We start from the raw sequence: 20,273 nt of genomic DNA, 5'->3' as shown, positions 1-20,273 counted from the left end.
CCCTCTTTTTATGCCCGGCGCCCTTGGGGAGGGATATTGCCGGGGCGGAAAGGACGGACCGGGAGGGTCTGTGGGGTGTGGCCCGTCCTTTCACAGTCAGGACGTCACAGGACGAAGTTTACCGTCGCCCTAAACGATATCGCGACGTGATTTTGTTGCTCCTCGGCGCCGAATTCGCCGCCCACGCGGAATGTTTCGGTGCCGCCATAGAGGCGGGCGCGGCCGGTCCAGCCGTTGGTGCGGTCTTCGGCGGTCAGGGTGAAGCGGTCGCCATCCTTGAAATAGGCGACGGTGTCACCGAGCGATCCGCCGATGATCTGGCGACGGCCGCCTTCAACCTCCAGTCGAAGCCAGCCATCTTCCGGCTTCAGGCTACCAAAGTCATAGCCAGCCGTAAGCGTGCCGTTGGCGGTGGTTTCGTCGCTGGTGCGGCCCAGGATGGTGAGGTTGAAGCCGTCGCCGCCCCCCGTTTCGCTATAGCCTTCTTCCTTGAGGCGATAATAGTCGATGCCGAGTGCCGGGCGCAGGCTGAACCGGCCCATCTGCATCTGATAGGCGGCACCTGCGGTCGCCGAATAGAGCTTGCCGCTCCAGTCGCCGTCGGCCGTGCGGGTGACGTCGCCATTCGCGAAATAGCGGGTGCCGGTAAAGCCGATATGCGCCGCAGACAGGCGAGCGAAGGCCAATAGCGGCCCCCATTGGCCGCGCCAGTGCGCCGCCAGTTCATATTGATCGGAATCGACCGCATTGTCCGCTCCGCCGCCGGTATCGCTACCATGGATATAGGCAAAAGAGCCGCCGAACGCGCCGAGATCGGTCAGATATTCCGCGCCGCCGCCAGCGCCCCAGCCGTTGATATCGTAGGACGCGGTATTGCCCACGCTTTTGCTGCTGCCAAAGGCCACCTGTTGCAGCCAGAAGCCGAGACGGCCGTCCTTGGTACGATAAATGCCGTTGGGATCGGACAGGATGCGCGCGGTGGCTCTGGAACCCGATGTCACCGCCTCGAACGTGCCACCGGCATGATCGGGCAGCATCTGGCGCAAATTGGCGTTCAGCGTGTCGCCGTCGGTGATGGCAAGATAAGCGTCGGCAATGGCGGCATCATTGTCGAGCGCGTTGAAGATGGCGGAATAGGCTCGCGCCAACGACCCGGTAAGGCCAAGGTCCGTCACGCTCTTGGCCGCGACCGACAGCGTAACGGTGCCTGCCGTGCTGTCACCTGCAACGCTGCCCTTGAACATATATGGCAGCAGGGCCGCGGTGCCGAGCGTCGGCGCTCCGCTGAGTGTGCCGGCACGCACGATGACATAGTCGCCCTCGGCGTTTCCGACTTGATTAAGCTGAACCTTGACCTGTGATCCGCTCGCAAAATTGGCCGCGCCAGCGACGTCGTAGACGGTGTTGGTGCCTGTATTCCCGTCAATCGTAACCCCGATGGTCGATGTGCCGCTGGCTGACAGCGAACCGAGCGCGATGCTGCCTGTATTGCTGCTATCAAGCGTGCCGCCGTTGAGCGTCACCGCCATATTGCCGCTATTGCTGATCGCGCCATTCAGAGACGATGTCCCGTTCAAAGTCAGCGAACCAGCGCCGCCACCAAAATCCACATTTCCGATCAGACGGGCAGTGTCCGCCAGGGTCAGATCCACAGCCCCCGTCCCAAAGGCAACATTCCCGGTCAGGCTGGAACTGCCCGAAAGCGTGAGGGCATCGTTACCTGCCCCAAGGCTGACATTGCCCGTGATGCTGCCCGCAGATATGGTCATGACGTCATTGCCTGATCCCAGCCGAATGTCGCCCACAATCTGGGGTATGCTGGCGGTGGCGGAGGCAAGCGCCTGGGTTACGGTGACCCCGCTGTCGTTGGCGCTGAGATCAATCGCGGTGTTGGTAAGGCCGCCGAGCGCACTGATCCGGCCGGTGTTCGCCAGGCTGGATAGCGTGCCCGATGAATCGAGAATGGCGACCGCCGCCCCCTTCTCATCGTCAAGCGCAGAGGCAGCGACCGTGCCACTGATCTTGATCGACCCGACCGTCGCGCCGTCATCTATCACCAGGCCGCGCGCGCTGGTATTTCCCTTCGATGACCCCGTTGCGCCGACGGTGCCGCTGATGTCCACTATGTCCGCTTTGGCACCGGACCCAAGGCGCAGCGCCGTGGCGTCGCTGTCGTAGGAGATGGCGGCAACCGTACCCTTGATGAGCATACCCTTGGCAATATCGACATCGCCACCAAGTCCGCCGATGACCAGGCCATTGGCGGCAACCCCGTCATAAATGCCATAGCCCCCGATGCCGCCATTGACGATCAGGCCATAACCCGACGCATTGGCGACCACCGCACCTATGTCCGTGTCGCTGTCCGCCGCGCCAATCTGGACGGCTGCGGCCGAGCCATAGGTGATGACCGAGGCGGTGCCTTCCGTGCTGTCGGTCAGGCCGTCATCGTCAATATCGGTGTCATCTTCATCATCATCGTCGCTGGCGGTGGGGGGCACGTCGAAGATGATGCCGCCGCTGACATTGCCCGCGATCACAACAGCCGATCCGCCCTGAAGCAGATCGTCGGCATCCAGTTTGGTGACGTCGGACGGCCGGGTCGTCGTGCGATAGCCGGTGCTGGCGATGCTGCCCTGAATCTTGAGTGCGCCGTCGATGTCGCCAAGCAAGGCTGCGCCGATGCTGTTCGCGCCAACCGCCGTCGTCGTCCCGCGCAGGGTTACGTTGCCGGTGACGTCGTTGGCGATGATGCCGTAGCTGTTGTCGCCGGTGACGGCGATCGTGCCGCTGGTGGCGAGGTTGCCGGTCAGAGGGCCGTCGAGGCGGATGCCGTCCGACTGATTGCCTTCGATGCTGATGGTGCCGCTATGGGTGATGTCGCCGACATGGGGGGCGCCCGCCTGCAGCCAGATACCCTTTTTATTCGTGCCCTTGGCGAACGGGCCGTCGATATCGCCGTCGGAGTCGCTGTCTGTGGCGGTATAGTCTTCGGTCAGGGTGATGGTGCCGCTGTTGGTGATCGCCCCGCTGGTGCCGGGGGCGATCAGGATGCCGGTGACATTATTGGCATCGTTGATGGTGATGGTGCCCGCGTTCGAGACTTTGTTGTTGCTGTCGACCGTGACCGCCGTGCCGCTGGTCAGGGTGATCGACCCGGCTGAACTGATGGTGATATCGTCGCGCGCGCCGTTGGCGATGGTGGAGGTCTTGACGGCTGCCGTGGTCGCGGTGCTGATGGTCGTTTCCGCCATCGCCTGCGCCGCTGTCAGGGCCACCAGAACCGGCGCGATGGCCGTGCAGGCCAGTAGATGTCGCATATAGTCTCCTCTGCGTGCCGCGCTTGATATTCTGTGCGCGCGTGCGGGAGGGACGATGCCGAACTTGGTTTTCCGTGCCGTTTTGCGATGAATGGATGTTCAGAAAGCGAAATCGACGCCGATGCGCAGCGTGCGTGGGCGCAGCGGTGTATAATAGTCGGTATTGAGGTCGAACGGCGTGCCGAGCGAGAAGCGGTTGCCGTCGCTGTCGAACAGGTTGGTGAGCGATAGCGAATATTGCACCGGCCCGCGCGTCACGCTGGCCGACAGGCTGGTATCGACATAATCGCCCTGAGTCTGGCCCAGTATCGGCCCGACGCCCAGCCGCGATTTGCCGACATAGCGGGCGGACCCGGAAAGATGGACGTTTGTCAGGTCGTCGATGGACGTGCGATAATCGAAAGCCACCCGTCCACCGAGATTGGCAACATTGGGGACTGAAAGCGACTTGTTGTCATAGGAAAGCGCCCGAATGAAAGCCGCTGGCCGGGTCAGGCGGCTGTCATTATAGATGATGCTGCTATCAAGCGTGAGTGTTCTCGTCGCGCGGGCAACGATGCGGCCTTCGAGTGTGTAGAGGCGTCCGTCACCGATATTGGCCGTGGTCGGCAGGCCGATCCGATCAGTGACGTCAGCCTGTATGTCGCGCCAGTCAGTATAGGCGATATTGCCACTCAACGCTATCCTGTCGCGGCCCGGTATGCCCATGCGGAAGCCCGCTTCAAGCGTCGATATGCGGTCATTCTGGAACCGCCGCACGCGCTGGTCATCGACAGCCAGCCCGCCGGGCCGAAAGCCCTGCTGAAAGCGGGCGTACAGCGTGACATTAGGGATCGCATCGGTGAGCAAAGAGGCGGAAGGCAGGAAGATCGTCTCGCTGCGATCGGCCTGTGCTTCTGCGCGTGCGAGGTCTGCCGATGAAAGGGCGGCGACGGGATCGAGCGCTTCGCCGGACAGGCGGCTGTTGGTCAGGCGGCCGCCGAAGGTGGCGATCAGTCCCCGCACTGGCTCGAACGAGGCTTCGCCGAACAGCGTCGCTTCCTTTACGCTGTTGCGCACGCCCGTCGCCGCCGCTGGCTGGCCCCGGCCGAACACCGGCACGCCGGGCAAAACCTCCGGCTGGATCAGCGCGGCACCAAAGCCGGTGAGCGAGCGATAGATTTTCGATGTGCTTTGCAGGTAGGAGCCGCCCAATATCCAGCCCAACCCATTGTCGAGATCCCGCACCAGCCGATTTTCGGTCGAGAAAATGTCGACTTCATTGCGCTGGCGAAACAGCGCTGGCGGGCCGCCTGGCTGGGTCGCGTCATAGCTTTCGGACAGGTCGTGCCGCACGAAGCCGGTGGACGAAACAAAGCGCAGGCTGTCCCATTGTTTTTCGAGGCGGATATTGCCGAGCAGATAGTCGGAACGATAGGGCTGCGCGACGGCGGAGGCGCGCTCCAGTCGTCCGACCGACCGGGTCGCATATTGCGCGTCATCACCCTCTATTCGCTGGTAGACGCCATTGATATCTATCGTCCAGTCATCGTCCGGGGCAAACCGCAGCGCGGCACGGCCGCCCCAGGTGCGGGTGCGGTTGACGTCCTCCTTCCCGCGATTGACGTCGTCGATATAGCCGCCTTCCTGCACGCCATAACCAACGACCCGCAGCGCGAGCTTTTCGGCGACGATCGGCAGGTTGAGCGTTGCCGACAGATCGCCACCGGGGTCGCCATGCTGGGTCGCGGAAAGCCCTGCCGACACTTGCCCGCCCATTTCGCCCAGATTGGGCGCGTTGGGCATGATGCGGATGATGCCGCCCAGCGATCCCGCGCCATAGAGCGTGCCCTGCGGCCCTTCCAGCACCTCGACCCGGCCGACATCATAGAGTTTGAGGTCGGGGTCGGGCGCGGCATAATTGAGGCGCATGTCGCCCAGATATTGGCCGGTGGTGGCCTGGGTCGGCCCGGCGACGCCCGAATCGGCGATGGCGCGGATGAACAGCTTGTTGCGGCCCGCACCGGCATGGGTGGAACTCAGACTAGCGACCCGCGCTAGCAAGGTGGCGGTGCCGCCTGCCGCTTCGCCGCTGGAAAAGGCGCGGCTGTCGAGCGCTTCGACCATCCCGGCATAACGGAACAGGGGCGTTTCGCGCTTTGAAGCGGTGACGACGATCTGGGCTTCGGGCTGGTCCTGGGCAGGGGCGGCGGGGATCGGCGCGGGCGCGCTCGCGGGTAGAGCGGGCCGGGTGCGGACGATGCGCCATGTCGCGCCGTCGATGCGCCGCGCGGTCGCGCCGCTGCCCTTGAGCAGCCGCTTCAACGCCGCTTCGACCGAGAGAGTGCCGGTAACGGCCGGGGTGCGGATGCCAGCGAGCGATTGGTCGGACATGCCGATGCTGGTCCTGGTCTGACGGGCGAGCGCGATGGTCGCCTCGCCCAGCCGTCCGGGGGCGATGCTGATGATCTGTCTGTCCGCCCCATGCGCGGGCGCTGCGCTCGTTATGGCAAGGGCGGTGACGAAGAGGAGGTCAGCTTTGCGGCCCATCCCCTTCTTTCAGTAGCCAGGTATCGCCCTGACGCACGGCGGAAAGGCCCATCAGCGGCGCGGCTCCGGCAAAGAAACGGGCGGGGTCTCTATCCAGCCGGATCGTGCCGGTGAACCGCATCGCGCGCGCGCCCGGCGTGGTGCGGAGCGCGATGCCGAGCGATCGGCCGATATCGTCGCTGATGTCGCTGACGGCGGCATTGGCGTAGACGAGGCGACCCTGCCGCCAACTTGCGACAGCTGCGGGTGCGACATCCATCACGCGCAAGCCCTGGGCATCGTCGGTCAGCCCGCGCCCAGCAGGCAGGCTTATCGCTTCAGCGCCGGGATTGTAGATGACCTCACCTTCCGAAACGCCGATGCGCACCGCACCGGCTGTATGGACGATGTTAAAGACCGTTCCGGCATCCTCAAATACAGCTTTACCTACCGTCACGCGGAACGGGTCGGCGGCGTCATGGCGCACGGTGAAGGCAGCCTCGCCACTGTCGAGCGCGGCGAAGCGGGTGTCGTTGCGGTCGAGGCGCAGGCGGGTGCCGCCATTGACTTCGATGCGGGTGCCATCGTCCAGCGCGATGCTGCGCGTTTCGCCGGGGCGGGTGGTGACGGTATAGATGTCGGCCCGGTTCATCATGCCGACCGACACGGCCGCCACCAGCGCGGCGGCGATCGCGCCGCCGCCGATCCAGCGGAGCGGACGGCGTTGCGGCACGCCCACATCATTGGCGGGAACGGGCATGGCGACGGGTTCGGGCGGGATGATGGCATCGAGGTCGGCATCGGCCGCCATCAGAACATCATAAGCCTCCGCGTTAGCAGGATCGCTTTCCAACCAGACGGTGAAGCCGTCCCAGTCGGTAAAGGCGGGATCGCGCGTGCGGATGACCCACGCCATTGCCTCCTCGTTCGTCATTGCTCCAGCCCTGTTCATTTTTTGCCCCTTACAGAGACTGACGCCGCCGACCCCATCATTCCGTATCCAGTTTCTGCTTGAGCGTCAGCATGGCGCGATAGGCCTTTTGCAAGTCCTTCTCCACCGTTGTCAGGCTGACCCCCAATTCCTCGGCAATGACCTTTTGCCCCACGCCTTCGATGCGGAAGCGGCGGAAGATGAGTTCGACGCGCGGGCCAAGGTCGCGCAGGACAGCGCGCGCCTCGTCCAGCCGCTGGGCGAGGATCATCCGCTCGTCCACCGGCACGTCGTCGGTCGGGTCGGCCATGACGCCGCCAGCGCCTTCGGCCCAGTCCTGCTCGCGCCGTTCGCGCCGGATCGCCGAACGATAGCGGTCGAGCATGAGGTTGTTGGCCATGCGATAAAGATAGGGCACGGGGTCGGAGACGGGGCCAAGATCCTTGGCCTCCAGCTTCATCCACATGTCCTGCAAGAGATCTTCGGCATTCTCGCCTGCGCCGCGTGCGCGCAGGAACCGCAGCAGGGCCGCGCGGTTGGCCATGAAGATCGCGGAAAGGCCAGTGGCCATGCCTGTCGGGGTCCAGTGCTGAAATTGCTTGCCGTTCGGATAGCCTGCCATAGAGGGCGGGGTGGTCCCTTGGCAATCGCCAAGCTGTTGTCCTGCGCGCGTCGCTGCTTTAGCGCGGAGCCGGACAAGCATCGGAGCGGCGCAGGCATGACGAACGGCGTGGACAGGGTGGCGGCACAGACGGCGGGGATGGACCCCGACCGGCTGGACGCGCTGGTGGACTTTCTCGACCGCACCTATCTGGCCAGCGGCCGGTTGCCGCATATGCAATTGCTGGTGTCGCGCGACGAGCAGCCTGTGGTGTCGTGGGCGCGCGGGGCGGCGCGGGCGAGCGGGGAATCGCTGTCGGCCGATGCCCTTTATCGGATCGCGTCGATGACCAAGCCGGTGACGTCGGTCGCCTTCATGATGTTGGTGGAGGCGGGCAAGGTTGCGCTCGATACGCCGGTCGTCGATGTGATCCCCGAATTTGCGGACCTGCGCGTCGGGCGCGCCAATCGCGCGCGGTTGAAGCGGCCGATGCTGATGATCGACCTGCTGCGCCATACGTCGGGGCTGACCTATGGGTTGCAGCGGCAGACGTCGATCGATGCGCGCTATCGCAAGCTGGGGCTGGACGAATTTCAGCAGCCGCGCACGTCGGACCAGTTCATCGCTGACCTTGCAAGCCTGCCGCTGGAATTTTCGCCGGGCGAGCGGTGGAATTATTCGGTGGCGACCGACGTGCTGGGCGTCGTGATCGAGCGGCTGGAGGGGCGCGACCTGGAAAGCGTGTTTCGCGAGCGCATCTTCGCGCCGCTGGGCATGGTCGATACGACCTTCGCACTGCCCGATGCCAAGGCGGATCGCATGACCGATGCCTGGCGGCTGGATGAGAAGGGCGAGCGGCAGGTCGCGGATTTGGGTGCGCGGAGCGGCTGGCGGCGGCAGGGGCGATTCCTGTCGGGCGGCGGCGGGCTGGTGTCGGGGGTGGCGGATTATCATCGTTTTGCGCGGATGCTGCTGCGCGGGGGCGAACTGGACGGGGTGCGGCTGCTGCGGGCCGATACGGTGGCGCAGATGCGGTCCAACCAACTGCCCGGCGGCGGCGACCTTGCCAGCCTGTCGAGCGCGATGTTCAGCGAGGCGGACTACCAGGATGTGGGCTTCGGCCTGGGCTTCGCCATGGGATTAGAGCGCGGCGAATATTATTGGGGCGGGGTGTTTTCGACCTATTTCTGGGTCGATCCAGTCGAGCGGTTGATCGGGATATTCATGACCCAATTGCTGCCATCGAGCGCCTATCCCGTGCGCGCGCAATTGCGCGCCGGGGTGACAGAGGCGCTGGTGCGCAGGGGGTAGGCTCAAGTCCCGCGAAACAGCGGAAATAATTGCTGCGCTGCAAAATTTGCCGTTGGCGCGGGCTTGTCGGCTGTGCCATCATCCCCGTGGATCAGACAGGGGGACCGTGTGCCATGAACCTCAAGGGCCAGACCAAACTTCCCAAACCCGCGCCGCGGCGGATGGACCCGGAAATCCTGGCGCATGAGATTGTCGAGCGGCTGACTTACCGCATCGGCAAGAATGCCGCTGCGGCCAAGCCGCATGACTGGCTGCACGCCGTCATTCTCTCGATCCGCGACCGGGTCATCGACGCCTGGATCACATCGACCCAGAAAACCTATGAGGAAGAAGGGCGGCGGGTCTATTATCTCAGCCTCGAATTCCTGATCGGGCGGTTGATGCGCGATGCGGCGTCCAACATGGAAATGCTGGACGATATGCAGGCGGCGCTGGCCTCGTTGGGCGTCGATATCGACATCATCGCCGCACTGGAGCCGGATGCGGCGCTGGGCAATGGGGGTCTGGGGCGGCTGGCGGCCTGCTTCATGGAGAGTATGGCGACGGTCGATGTGCCCGCCTATGGCTATGGCATCCGCTATGTGAACGGCATGTTCCGGCAGGAGATTTCGGACGGCTGGCAGGTCGAGCTGCCCGAAAACTGGCTGGCGCATGGCAATCCGTGGGAGTTCGAGCGGCGCGAGGCGAGCTATGAGGTCGGCTTTGGCGGGCTGGTCGATCCGGCCGAGGGCGAGGATAGCGGGCCGCACCAGATGCACTGGAAGCCCAGCGAGCGCGTGATCGCCACCCCCTATGACACGCCGATTGCGGGCTGGCGCGGCAAGCGGGTGAATACGTTGCGGCTATGGGAAGCGCAGCCGATCGACCCGATCCTGCTCGACAAGTTCAATGCCGGCGACCATGTCGGTGCGCTGTCCGAAAGCAACCGGGCCGAAGCGCTGACGCGGGTGCTGTACCCCGCCGACAGTTCCGCCGCTGGCCAGGAATTGCGGTTGCGGCAGGAATATTTCTTCTCGTCCGCCTCGTTGCAGGACATCGTCCGGCGGCATATTCAATATTTCGGCACCATTGCGACGCTGCCCGACAAGGCAGCGATCCAGCTGAACGACACGCATCCGGCGGTCGCGGTGGCGGAGTTGATGCGGATATTCTTGGACGAGCATGGCTTCGATTTCGACGAGGCGTGGGACATTACCCGGCGGACGTTCAGCTATACCAACCACACGTTGCTGCCCGAAGCGCTGGAAAGCTGGCCGGTGCCATTGTTCGAGCGGTTGCTGCCCCGGCATATGCAGATCGTCTATGCGGTCAACAGCCGCCTGCTCGCTGAAGCGCGGCGGGCCGGGCAGTTCGATGACGCGGCGATCGGGGCGATCTCGCTGATCGACGAAGGCGGCGACCGGCGCGTGCGGATGGGCAATCTGGCCTTTGCCGGATCACATAGCGTCAATGGCGTATCGGCGCTGCACACCGACCTGATGAAGGTCACGGTCTTTGCCGACCTGCACAATCTCTATCCCACCCGGATCAACAACAAGACCAATGGCGTCACCTATCGCCGCTGGCTGATGCAATGCAATCCGGGGCTGACCGGCCTTATCCGCGAGGCGATCGGCGAGGCGTTCCTGGACGACGCGGAAGCGTTGCGCGACCTGGATGCCTTTGCCGACGACACGGCGTTCCAGGAGAAATTCATCGCGGTGAAGCGCGCGAACAAGGCGGCACTGTCCGACCTTTTGCGCAAGCGGTTGAATGCGCGGATCGACCCGTCGGCGATGTTCGACATCCAGATCAAGCGCATCCATGAATATAAGCGGCAGTTGCTCAACATCGTCGAGGCAGTGTCGCTTTACGACCAGATCCGTTCGCATCCCGAACGCAACTGGGTGCCGCGCGTCAAGCTGTTCGGCGGCAAGGCGGCGTCGAGCTATCATAATGCCAAGCTGATCATCAAGCTGGCGGGCGATGTCGCGCGCGTGGTCAATCATGATCCGGCGGTGCAGGGGCTGCTCAAGGTGCAGTTCGTGCCGAATTACAATGTCTCGATGGCCGAGATGATGATCCCCGCCGCCGACCTGTCCGAACAGATTTCGACGGCGGGCATGGAAGCGTCGGGCACGGGCAATATGAAGTTCGCGGTCAATGGCGCGCTGACGATCGGGACGCTCGACGGCGCGAATGTCGAAATGCGCGATCATGTCGGGGCCGACAATATCATCATCTTTGGCCTCACCGCGCAGGAGGTGAATGACTGCCGCGCCAAGGGCTATGTGCCGATGGACGTCATCGGTAAGAGCCGGGAACTTGCCCAAGCGCTGCATGCGATCGCCAGCGGCGTCTTTTCGCCCGACGACCCTGATCGGTACAAGGGACTGATCCAGGGCATTTATGACCATGACTGGTTCATGCTGGCAGCGGATTTTGACAGCTACTCGGCCGCGCAGCGGCATGTCGATAGGCTCTGGACGGACGAGGCCTTGTGGGCAAAGATGGCGATCCACAATGTCGCGCGCATGGGATGGTTTTCGTCCGATCGAACCATCCGCGAATATGCGCGGGACATCTGGAAGATCGGCTGAGGATGGGAGGCTGGGTGACAGGATCGTGCTGACAGGCGAGCAGATCGACCGGCTGGTCGAAGGCCGCGATGACGATCCCTTCGCCACGTTCGGCGTTCATCCGGCTGACATGGGTTTTACCGCCTGCGTCCTGTTGCCTGGAGCCACATCCGTCGTCGCGCAGACACTCGATGGCAAGGCCGTGGGCGATCTCACCGCGCTGCACCCGGCCGGGTTGTTCCATGGCAAGGTCGCCCTGCGCAAGCGGCAGCCGCTGCGCTACGTCGCGCGCTATGCCGATGGCAGCGACTATGCGCTGATCGACCCTTATGGCTTCGGGCCGGTGCTGGGGCCGATGGACGATCATTTCCTGGCCGAGGGCGCCCATGCCCGATTGTTCGACAAGATGGGCGCGCATGTGATGACCCATGAAGGGGTGGCCGGCGTGCATTTCGCCGTTTGGGCACCCAATGCCCGGCGCGTGTCGGTGGTCGGTGACTTCAATCAGTGGGATGGCCGCCGGGGCGCGATGCGCCATCGCGTCGATAGCGGTGTGTGGGAGATTTTCCTGCCCGCAATCGAACCGGGTGCGCCCTATAAATTTGAGATTGTGGGCGCGGATGGCGTAACGCTGCCGCTCAAGGCCGACCCGTTCGCCTATAAGAGCGAGTTACGGCCTTCCACCGCCTCCATCGTCGCTGCGCCGCTCGACCATGTTTGGGGCGACGCGCGCCACCGCGACTATTGGCAGAAGGCCGATGCGCGGCGCGAGCCGATTTCCATCTACGAGGTTCACGCCGGGTCGTGGCAGCTGACCGATGATGGCGGTTTCCTCGACTGGGACGAGATGGCGCGGCGGCTCATCCCCTATGTTGTGGGCATGGGCTTTACCCATATCGAATTTCTGCCGATCAGCGAATATCCCTATGATCCGAGCTGGGGCTATCAGACGCTAGGGCTTTATGCGCCGACTGCGCGCTTTGGCGATCCGGCGGGCTTTGCGCGCTTCGTTGATGGCGCGCACCGGGCGGGGGTCGGCGTGATCCTCGATTGGGTGCCAGCGCATTTTCCAACCGACGAACATGGGCTGGCGCATTTCGACGGCACGGCGCTGTACGAACATGCCGATCCGAAAAAGGGATTCCACCCTGACTGGAACACCGCCATCTATAATTTCGGGCGGCGCGAGGTGGCGCAGTTCCTGGTCAATAATGCGCTGTTCTGGGCCGAGCGTTATCATGTCGACGGGCTGCGCGTCGATGCGGTCGCGTCGATGCTCTATCTCGATTATTCGCGCGAGCCGGGCGAATGGATACCCAATGACCATGGCGGGCGTGAGAATGTCGAGGCGGTCGCTTTCCTGCAGGAGATGAACCGGGCGCTCTATGCTGCGCAGCCCGGCATCATGACGATCGCCGAGGAATCAACGAGTTGGCCCAATGTGTCGCATCCGGTGGAGAGTGGCGGGCTGGGCTTCGGCTTCAAATGGAATATGGGCTTCATGCACGACACGTTGCGCTATTTGCAGCGCGACCCGGTGCATCGCGCCCATCATCATGACGACATCACTTTCGGCCTGGTATACGCCTTCGCCGAGAATTTCGTGCTGGCGCTCAGCCATGACGAGGTGGTGCATGGCAAATCATCGCTGCTGCACAAGATGGCGGGCGACGATTGGCAGAAATTCGCGACGCTGCGGGCTTATTATGGCCTGATGTGGGGCTATCCGGGCAAGAAGTTACTGTTCATGGGGCAGGAATTCGCCCAGCGCGGCGAATGGAGCGAGGAACGGGCGCTTGACTGGCATCTGCTCGACCATGGTGCCCATCTGGGGGTGCAGCATCTGGTGGGCGATCTGAACCGCCTCTATCGCAGCCGCCCGGCGCTCCATGCCCGCGATTGCGAGCCGGAAGGTTTCGAATGGGTGCTGGTCGATGGCGCGGTGGATAGCGTGTTCGCCTGGCAGCGGCGGGCGCCCGGCGCGAAACCAATTGTGGTCATCAGCCATTTTACCCCTGTGCTGCGTCATGGTTATCGTATGCGGCTACCTTCGGGTGGGCGCTGGCGCGAGATATTGAACAGCGACGCGGCCGACTATGGCGGTAGCGGGGCGGGGAATATGGGCATGGTGATGGCGGATGAGACGGGCTGGGCGAACATCACCCTGCCGCCTTTCGCCACGCTGATGTTCGAACTTGATATGTGACACCAACGGGCGCGTGCAGGCGATCGTGGGCGATAATGAGGAGAGGCCCATAATGCAGATAAGACACCAGCCGATCGCGCGCGATGCCATGGCCTATGTGCTGGCCGGGGGACGCGGGAGCCGCCTCGCGGAGCTGACCGACAAGCGCGCCAAGCCCGCGGTCCATTTCGGCGGCAAGGCGCGGATCATCGATTTCGCGCTGTCCAATGCGCTCAACAGCGGTATCCGGCGCATCGGCGTGGCGACGCAATATAAGGCGCATTCGCTGATCCGCCATTTGCAGCGCGGCTGGAACTTCCTGCGCCCCGAACGCAATGAGAGTTTCGACATCCTGCCCGCCAGCCAGCGCGTGTCGGAAAGCCAATGGTATGAAGGGACCGCCGACGCGGTGTTCCAGAATATCGACATTATCGAAAGCTATGCGCCCGAATATATGGTGCTGCTGGCGGGCGATCATGTCTATAAAATGGACTATGAGTTGATGCTGCAGCAGCATGTCGACAGCGGCGCGGATGTCACGGTGGGCTGCCTGGAAGTGCCGCGGATGGACGCAGTCGGCTTTGGCGTCATGCATGTCGATGAAAAGGATGTCATCACCGCTTTCATCGAAAAGCCCAAAGACCCCCCCGCGATCCCCGGCCAGCCTGACGTCGCGCTGGCGTCGATGGGCATCTATGTGTTCCAGACCCGCTTCCTGATCGAACAATTGCGGCGCGATGCGGACGAGCCGGGAAGCAAGCGCGACTTTGGCGGGGATATCATCCCCTATATCGTCAAGCATGGCAAAGCCGTCGCGCACCGCTTTTCCGCCAGTTGCGTGCGCGCCGAAAGCGAGCTGGAGCCCTATTGGCGCGATGTCGGCACGATCGACGCCTATTGGCAGGCGAGCATCGACCTGACCGATGTCGTGCCCTCGCTCGACCTGTATGACCGAAGCTGGCCGCTCTGGACCTATTCGGAGGTCACGCCGCCCGCGAAGTTCGTGCATAATGAGGATGGGCGGCGCGGGTCGGCGACCTCTTCGCTGGTGGCAGGCGGCTGCATCGTGTCCGGCTCTTCGCTGCATCGCAGCCTGTTATTCTCCGGCGTCAAGACGCACAGTTTTTCGTCGGTGACCGATAGCGTCATCATGCCCAATTGCGAGATCGGGCGGGGCGCGCGGCTGCATAAATGCGTGCTGGATTCCGGCATCATCATTCCGCCGGGTCTGATCATCGGCGAGAATCCGACGGAGGATGCGCAACGCTTCCGCCGGACCGACAGTGGCATCTGCCTGGTGACGCAGCCGATGATCGAACGTCTGGTCGCCTGATCGCCATGCAATTGCTCTCGGTCGCGTCCGAAATCTATCCGCTGATCAAGACCGGCGGGTTGGCCGACGTCACGGGCGCGCTGCCCGCTGCGCTTGCCGGAGAGGGCGTGGCGACCCGGACGCTGGTGCCGGGCTACCCCGCCGTCATCGCGCGGATCGGCAAGGCGAAGGTCGTGCGCCGCTATGAGGCGTTGTTCGGCGTGACCGCAACGGTGCTGGCTGCGCGAGTCGATGGGCTGGACCTGCTGGTGCTGGACGCGCCCGATTTCTTCGCGCGCGAAGGCGGGCCTTATGGCGACCATGCGGGCAATGACTGGGGCGATAATTGGCGGCGTTTTGCCGCGCTGTCGCGGGTCGGCTCGGATTTGGCGGCGGACGGGGTCAAGGGCTGGCGGCCTGATGCCGTCCATGTCCATGATTGGCAGGCGGCATTGACGGCGGCCTATATGCGTTTTGGTCCGGCCCATGCGGTGCCCAAGATCGTGACGATCCATAATCTGGCGTTTCAGGGGCGTTATGCTGCCGACGTGTTCGGCCAATTGGGCCTGCCGCCCGAAGCCTGGGGTATGGATGGCGTCGAATATTATGGCGGGGTGGGCTATCTGAAGGCAGGGCTGGTCTCGGCCGACGCCATTACGACGGTCAGCCCGACCTATGCCGAGGAAATCCGGTCGCCTGTTCATGGCATGGGGCTGGATGGCCTGATCAATGGCCGCGTGGAGCGGCTGCACGGGATATTGAACGGGGTCGATACCGCGATCTGGAACCCGGCGGACGATGTGTTGATCCCCAAGGCTTTCAGCGGTCGGGCGCTGACGGGACGAGGGGTCAATCGGCGGGCGTTGGAGCAGCAGTTCGGGCTGGATGCCGATGGTTCGCCGATCTTCATCATCGTCAGCCGTCTGACCTGGCAGAAGGGCATGGATTTGACGGTCGATGCGCTCGATCATCTGGTGGGACTGGGCGCGAAACTGGCGCTGCTGGGGTCGGGTGATCATCCGCTGGAGGGCGCTTTTCTGGGTGCGGCGGATCGCCATCGTGGGCGCATCGGCGTGCGGATCGGCTATGACGAGCCGCTCTCGCATCTGATGCAGGCGGGGGGAGACGCGATCCTGATCCCGTCAAGGTTCGAGCCGTGCGGGCTGACCCAGCTTTATGGGTTGCGCTATGGCTGCCTCCCCGTCGTCGCGCGGGTCGGCGGGCTGGCCGATACGGTGATCGACGCCAATGCAGCGGCGGTGGCGGCGGGCGCGGCGACGGGTTTTGTGTTCGCTCCGTCGGACCCGCTGGCGTTGCATGGCGCGATTGCGCGCACGGTGCGGCTGCATCGCGACCGGCCAGTTTGGCAGGCAATGCAGCGGGCAGCGATGCGGACCGATGTGTCATGGGGCCAGAGTGCGGCGCGTTATGCGGCGCTCTATCGCAGTCTGTTGACGGCGACCGCGTGAGCGCAGACCCGGCCGCGCCGCGACTAAGCGCAAGTGGCGCGCATTTTTCGGTCTGGGCACCGGAGGCCAGCCATGTCTGGCTTTGCCTGTTCGATGCGGATGATCGCGAAACCCGGATGCCGATGACGCGCGGCGAGGGCGGCGTCTGGCATAGCGAGGCGACGGGCGTGGGGGCAGGGGCGCGCTATGGCTATCGCGCCGACGGCCCCTATGATCCGGCGGCGGGGCTGTGGTTCGACCCCGACAAATTGCTGCTCGATCCTTATGCGACGGCGATCGACCGCGCTTTCATCTATGACTCCGCCCTGGCCGCGCCGCGCGGAGAAGGGGGCGACACCGCACCGATGATCCCCAAGGGTGTTGTCGAAGCGCCCTTGGCGCCCTTGTCGGGCGCGTTACCCTGTTTCCGTCCCGGCGGCCTGATCTACGAACTGCATGTGCGCGGGTTCACCATGCTGCATCCCGATGTGCCGGAGGCGCAGCGCGGGACGATCGCCGCGCTCGCGCACCCGGCGGTGATCGCGCATCTGCAACGACTGCATGTGTCGGCGATCGAGTTGATGCCGATCAATGCCTGGATCGATGAACGGCATCTGGGGCCGCTGGGGCTGACCAATTATTGGGGCTATAATCCGGTCAACTGGTTCGCGCTTGATCCGCGTCTCGCCCCCGGCGGTATCGCCGAACTGCGCGAGACGGTAGCCGCGCTGCATGCGGCGGGGATCGGCGTCATGCTCGACATGGTCTATAATCATGACGGGGAAAGCGATGCCGAAGGGCCGACGCTATCGCTGCGTGGCCTCAATGCGCGCGACTATTTCCGGCATGCGGCCAATGGGCAACTGATCAACGATACCGGCACCGGCAATGCCATCGCGTGCAACCAACCGATGGTCCGCCGCCTGATCCTCGATTCGCTGCGCTATTTCGTGACGCAGGCGCGGGTGGACGGGTTCCGCTTCGATCTGGCGCCAGCGCTGGGGCGGATGGCGGATGGGTTCGATCGGCGTTCGCCACTGCTGGAGGAAATGCGTGCCGATCCGATCCTGGCCGACAGGGTGATGATCGCCGAGCCATGGGACATTGGGCCGGGCGGCTATCAACTGGGGCATTTCGGCGACAATTGGCTGGAATGGAACGACCGCTATCGCGACGATATGCGCCGGTTCTGGCGCGGCGATAGCGGGATGCTGGGCGCTATGGCGACGCGGCTGGCGGGATCGTCGGATATTTTCAGCGGCGCGATGACCCGGACGGTGAATTTCCTCGCCGCCCATGACGGCTTCACGCTGGCGGACGTTACATCCTACGAACAGCGGCATAACCATGCCAATGGCGAGGAAAATCGCGATGGCCATGGCGAGAATCTGAGCTGGAATAATGGCGTCGAGGGGCCGAGCGACGACCCGGCCGTGCAAGCGGCGCGGCGACGCGACCACATCGCGCTGCTCGCTACGCTTTTTTGTTCGCGCGGGACGATCATGCTGACCGCAGGCGACGAGTTTGGGCGGACGCAGCAGGGCAATAACAACGCCTATGCGCAGGATAATGCGATCGGCTGGGTCGATTGGGCAGGGCGCGACACCGCGCTGGAGGCGGAGGCCTTTGCGCTGGCGGCCTTGCGGGCGGGCAATGCGGATCTGCGTGGCGCGGCGATCCTGCGGGATGCGGACGTCGCCTGGCTGGATGAGAGCGGCGCGCCGTTGAGTGTCGCGCAGTGGGAAGACCCGCAGCGGCGTCGTTTCGCGCTGCACTATCGCGGCAGTGGGTTGGCGATCTGTGTCAATGGCGACGGGGAGGCGTGTAAATTCCTGCTGGAGGGGCAGGCGGTGAACGTTGCCGCCCGCTCCGTGAGGGTCATTCCACCGGCACGCTGAACAGGTCGGGACGTCGCAGGCGTAGCGCCATCAGCGTGATCGCCAGTTTGCCATCGTTGATCTGCTTGTTCGCCATCATCGTCCATAGCGTATCGAGCGGCAGTTCGTGGACGGTGATATTCTCCTGCTCTTCGTCCAGGCCGCCGCCTGCCGCGATCCGGTCTGCGGCGCTATATTCGGCGAGATAATAGTCGATCTTCTCGGTGACGACGCTGGGGATGCTCCAGATTTGCCCCAGATGGATGAGCGTCCCCAGTTCCACGCCCGCTTCCTCCATCGCCTCGCGCCGGGCGCAGTCTTCGGGTTCATCCTCCAGCAGGCCCGCAATCGCTTCGAGCATGTCGGGCAGCCCCGCCATCATCACGGGCGCGCGCGGCATCGATACGATTAGCGCGACACGGCGTACCGGATCGAAGGGCAGCAACGCCACCGCGCGGCGCATCTCCACCACATGCCGGTCGCATTCCTGCCCATCGGGCGCACGCATCCGCACCATCAGCAGGTTGAGCCAATCCTGGTAGATCGGTCGGGTGGAAAGGATGCGGGTCATGGCTTGCTCCCGGTCCGCCAATGGGGCGGTTCACATTTGGCGGGGGAGGCTATGGTGAGTCCAGCTGGGTTCGAACCAGCGACCTACTGATTAAAAGTTAGCTGGTCGCCAATAAGCCTCCTGCGGGTTATGGACCCGACTCGCCGCGCAAGCAAGGGTTATGGTTTCCTGCCGTTGCCTTGATGTTCACGCATATTCCCGCTAACGTGCTTACTGAAAATAGGGCTAGTAAGCACATGGCAACCGGAACCATCAACAAGACTGCCGTCGATGGCACGCATCCAGGCACAGCCGACAAGATGCTGTGGGATGACAAGATCAAGGGCTTCGGCCTCAAGGTCACGCCATCGGGTGCGAAAACCTACCTGTTCCAATATCGGATCGGGGGAAGGGGGGCCAAGACGCGGCGCTTCACCATCGGCAAGCATGGGGCGTTGACGGCTGAAAAGGCGAGACGCGAAGCTGATCGCGTTCATATTCTTGTCCGGCAGGGTATCGACCCTCAAGCCGAAAAGCAGGACAGGCAGCGCAAGGCGATTGATCTCGCGTTTTCCGGCTATGCGGATCGGTTTGTGGATGACTGTCTCAAGGTCCGGTGGAAGCGGTCGCACAAGGATGGGGAGAGTTTGCTTCGGCTTTACGCAAAGCCGGTTCTCGGCAGCAAACCCCTGCCTGACATCACCCGGGCGGATATACGCGCAGTGCTTGCTCCCGCTCGTCGGAAGGTCGCCACCTGCCGAAACCTGTTTGCAGTCCTTCGTCGCCTCTTTCGCTGGGCTGTTAGCGAGGGCGATCTCGATGTTTCCCCCATGGTTGGTGTCGAGCCGCCCGCACTGCCACAGAAGCGGGACAGGTTTTTGACGGATGAGGAGCTTGGTATTGTCTGGCGCGGCACAGAGGAAATGGGTTTCCCCTTCGCACCGCTTTTCCGGTTGCTGATCATCACCGGCCAGCGGGTCGAAGAGGTGGCCGGGCTGGATTGGTCGGAACTGAATAGGGCGCGTGCCATGTGGTCGCTTCCCGCCGACCGTGCGAAAAATGGCGAGGCGTCGGAGGTGCCTCTCTCTGATCTCGCCATTGCTCAGCTTGACGCGCTCGCCAAGACGAAGAAGGACAGGTGGCCCAAGTCGGGCTTTGTGTTCACGACGACAGGCGAGACGACGGTTAGCGGATTTTCGCGGGCAAAGCGGCGGCTGGACACAGAGGCAGCGAAGTTGGCGGCTGGCGAGGATGATCCTATCATGATTGCGCCTTGGCGGCTGCACGATCTGCGCAGGACACTTGCCACCGGGATGCAGCGCCTGGGTGTCAGGTTCGAGGTAACCGAAGCGATCTTGAACCATGTCAGCGGGTCGAAGTCAGGCGTCGCTGGGGTATATCAGCGCCACGATTGGGCACCGGAAAAGCGCGCTGCGCTTGCGGCATGGGCCAACCATATTCAGGCATTGCTTACGAAAGTTGACGAAACAAACGTGGTTCCCATCGCGGTTGCGCGAGGGTGAACAGATGGCGCGGCTAGGTTTGGCCGCCGAAAAGCTGGATCCGCACCAGCCCGTCGCGCCATCAATTTCAATGCGGGCTCGCCAGCGGAGGCGGAATGGAAAAGTTCATTTACGGGTCGATTCTTGGCGACCTAAAAGCAGCCGACGAG

12 protein-coding genes and 1 tRNA gene are annotated in these 20,273 nt (G+C 63.5%); 7 read left to right on the top strand and 6 right to left on the bottom strand.

The window, feature by feature from the left end; all coding sequences use genetic code 11:
• Positions 1 to 104: 104 nt before the first annotated feature.
• The 4 genes from J2W40_RS10940 to J2W40_RS10925 form a co-directional block, all read right to left on the bottom strand.
• Positions 105 to 3,320: an autotransporter outer membrane beta-barrel domain-containing protein gene (locus tag J2W40_RS10940; RefSeq protein WP_310224631.1), complete on the bottom strand. Its 3,216-nt coding sequence runs from the start codon at positions 3,318 to 3,320 to the stop codon at positions 105 to 107.
• 99 nt (positions 3,321 to 3,419) lie between these two features.
• The gene (locus J2W40_RS10935; protein ID WP_310224629.1) at positions 3,420 to 5,849 is read right to left on the bottom strand and encodes a TonB-dependent receptor; all 2,430 of its coding nucleotides are present in this window, start codon (positions 5,847 to 5,849) and stop codon (positions 3,420 to 3,422) included.
• Complete coding sequence (locus J2W40_RS10930) at positions 5,833 to 6,762, bottom strand: FecR family protein (protein ID WP_310224627.1); 930 nt, start codon at positions 6,760 to 6,762, stop codon at positions 5,833 to 5,835. The genes J2W40_RS10935 and J2W40_RS10930 overlap by 17 nt, the downstream gene beginning before the upstream one ends.
• A 55-nt stretch (positions 6,763 to 6,817) precedes the next feature.
• Entirely contained in the window at positions 6,818 to 7,330 is a 513-nt protein-coding gene (locus tag J2W40_RS10925; RefSeq protein ID WP_096062924.1) for an RNA polymerase sigma factor, read from the bottom strand.
• Positions 7,331 to 7,477: 147 nt separating this feature from the next.
• Between J2W40_RS10925 and J2W40_RS10920 the strand changes: the two genes are divergently transcribed.
• The 6 genes from J2W40_RS10920 (at position 7,478) to glgX (ending at position 18,072) form a co-directional block, all read left to right on the top strand.
• Positions 7,478 to 8,671, top strand: a complete 1,194-nt coding sequence (locus J2W40_RS10920; protein ID WP_310224625.1) for a serine hydrolase domain-containing protein — start codon at positions 7,478 to 7,480, stop codon at positions 8,669 to 8,671.
• Between the two features lie 113 nt (positions 8,672 to 8,784).
• Entirely contained in the window at positions 8,785 to 11,250 is a 2,466-nt protein-coding gene (locus J2W40_RS10915) for a glycogen/starch/alpha-glucan phosphorylase (protein WP_310224623.1), read from the top strand.
• Between the two features lie 25 nt (positions 11,251 to 11,275).
• Positions 11,276 to 13,435 carry a 1,4-alpha-glucan branching protein GlgB gene (gene glgB, locus J2W40_RS10910; RefSeq protein ID WP_310224831.1) on the top strand — a complete coding sequence of 720 codons (2,160 nt, stop codon included), beginning with the start codon at positions 11,276 to 11,278 and terminating at the stop codon, positions 13,433 to 13,435.
• Positions 13,436 to 13,487: 52 nt separating this feature from the next.
• Positions 13,488 to 14,747, top strand: coding sequence for a glucose-1-phosphate adenylyltransferase (glgC, locus tag J2W40_RS10905; protein ID WP_310224621.1), 1,260 nt, complete (start codon positions 13,488 to 13,490; stop codon positions 14,745 to 14,747).
• Complete coding sequence (gene glgA / locus J2W40_RS10900; protein ID WP_310224829.1) at positions 14,747 to 16,195, top strand: glycogen synthase GlgA; 1,449 nt, start codon at positions 14,747 to 14,749, stop codon at positions 16,193 to 16,195. The genes glgC and glgA overlap by 1 nt, the downstream gene beginning before the upstream one ends.
• Positions 16,192 to 18,072 carry a glycogen debranching protein GlgX gene (glgX, locus tag J2W40_RS10895; protein ID WP_310224619.1) on the top strand — a complete coding sequence of 627 codons (1,881 nt, stop codon included), beginning with the start codon at positions 16,192 to 16,194 and terminating at the stop codon, positions 18,070 to 18,072. Before glgA ends, glgX begins: the two co-directional genes overlap by 4 nt.
• Here the strand turns inward: glgX and J2W40_RS10890 are convergent.
• Both J2W40_RS10890 and J2W40_RS10885 read right to left on the bottom strand, forming a co-directional pair.
• Positions 18,053 to 18,622: an NUDIX domain-containing protein gene (locus tag J2W40_RS10890; protein WP_310224617.1), complete on the bottom strand. Its 570-nt coding sequence runs from the start codon at positions 18,620 to 18,622 to the stop codon at positions 18,053 to 18,055. The two genes, glgX and J2W40_RS10890, sit on opposite strands and share 20 nt — an antisense overlap.
• A gap of 52 nt (positions 18,623 to 18,674) precedes the next feature.
• A tRNA-Lys gene (locus J2W40_RS10885) sits at positions 18,675 to 18,759 on the bottom strand.
• Positions 18,760 to 18,804: 45 nt separating this feature from the next.
• Between J2W40_RS10885 and J2W40_RS10880 the strand changes: the two genes are divergently transcribed.
• Entirely contained in the window at positions 18,805 to 20,124 is a 1,320-nt protein-coding gene (locus tag J2W40_RS10880; RefSeq protein WP_310224616.1) for a tyrosine-type recombinase/integrase, read from the top strand.
• Positions 20,125 to 20,273: the final 149 nt, after the last annotated feature.

The sequence above is a fragment of the Sphingobium xenophagum genome (assembly GCF_031457465.1).
In the GTDB taxonomy this organism is placed as follows: domain Bacteria; phylum Pseudomonadota; class Alphaproteobacteria; order Sphingomonadales; family Sphingomonadaceae; genus Sphingobium; species Sphingobium xenophagum_A.
Note: the sequence above shows the minus strand (reverse complement) of the source record. Positions and strands in the feature narration are given on the sequence as shown.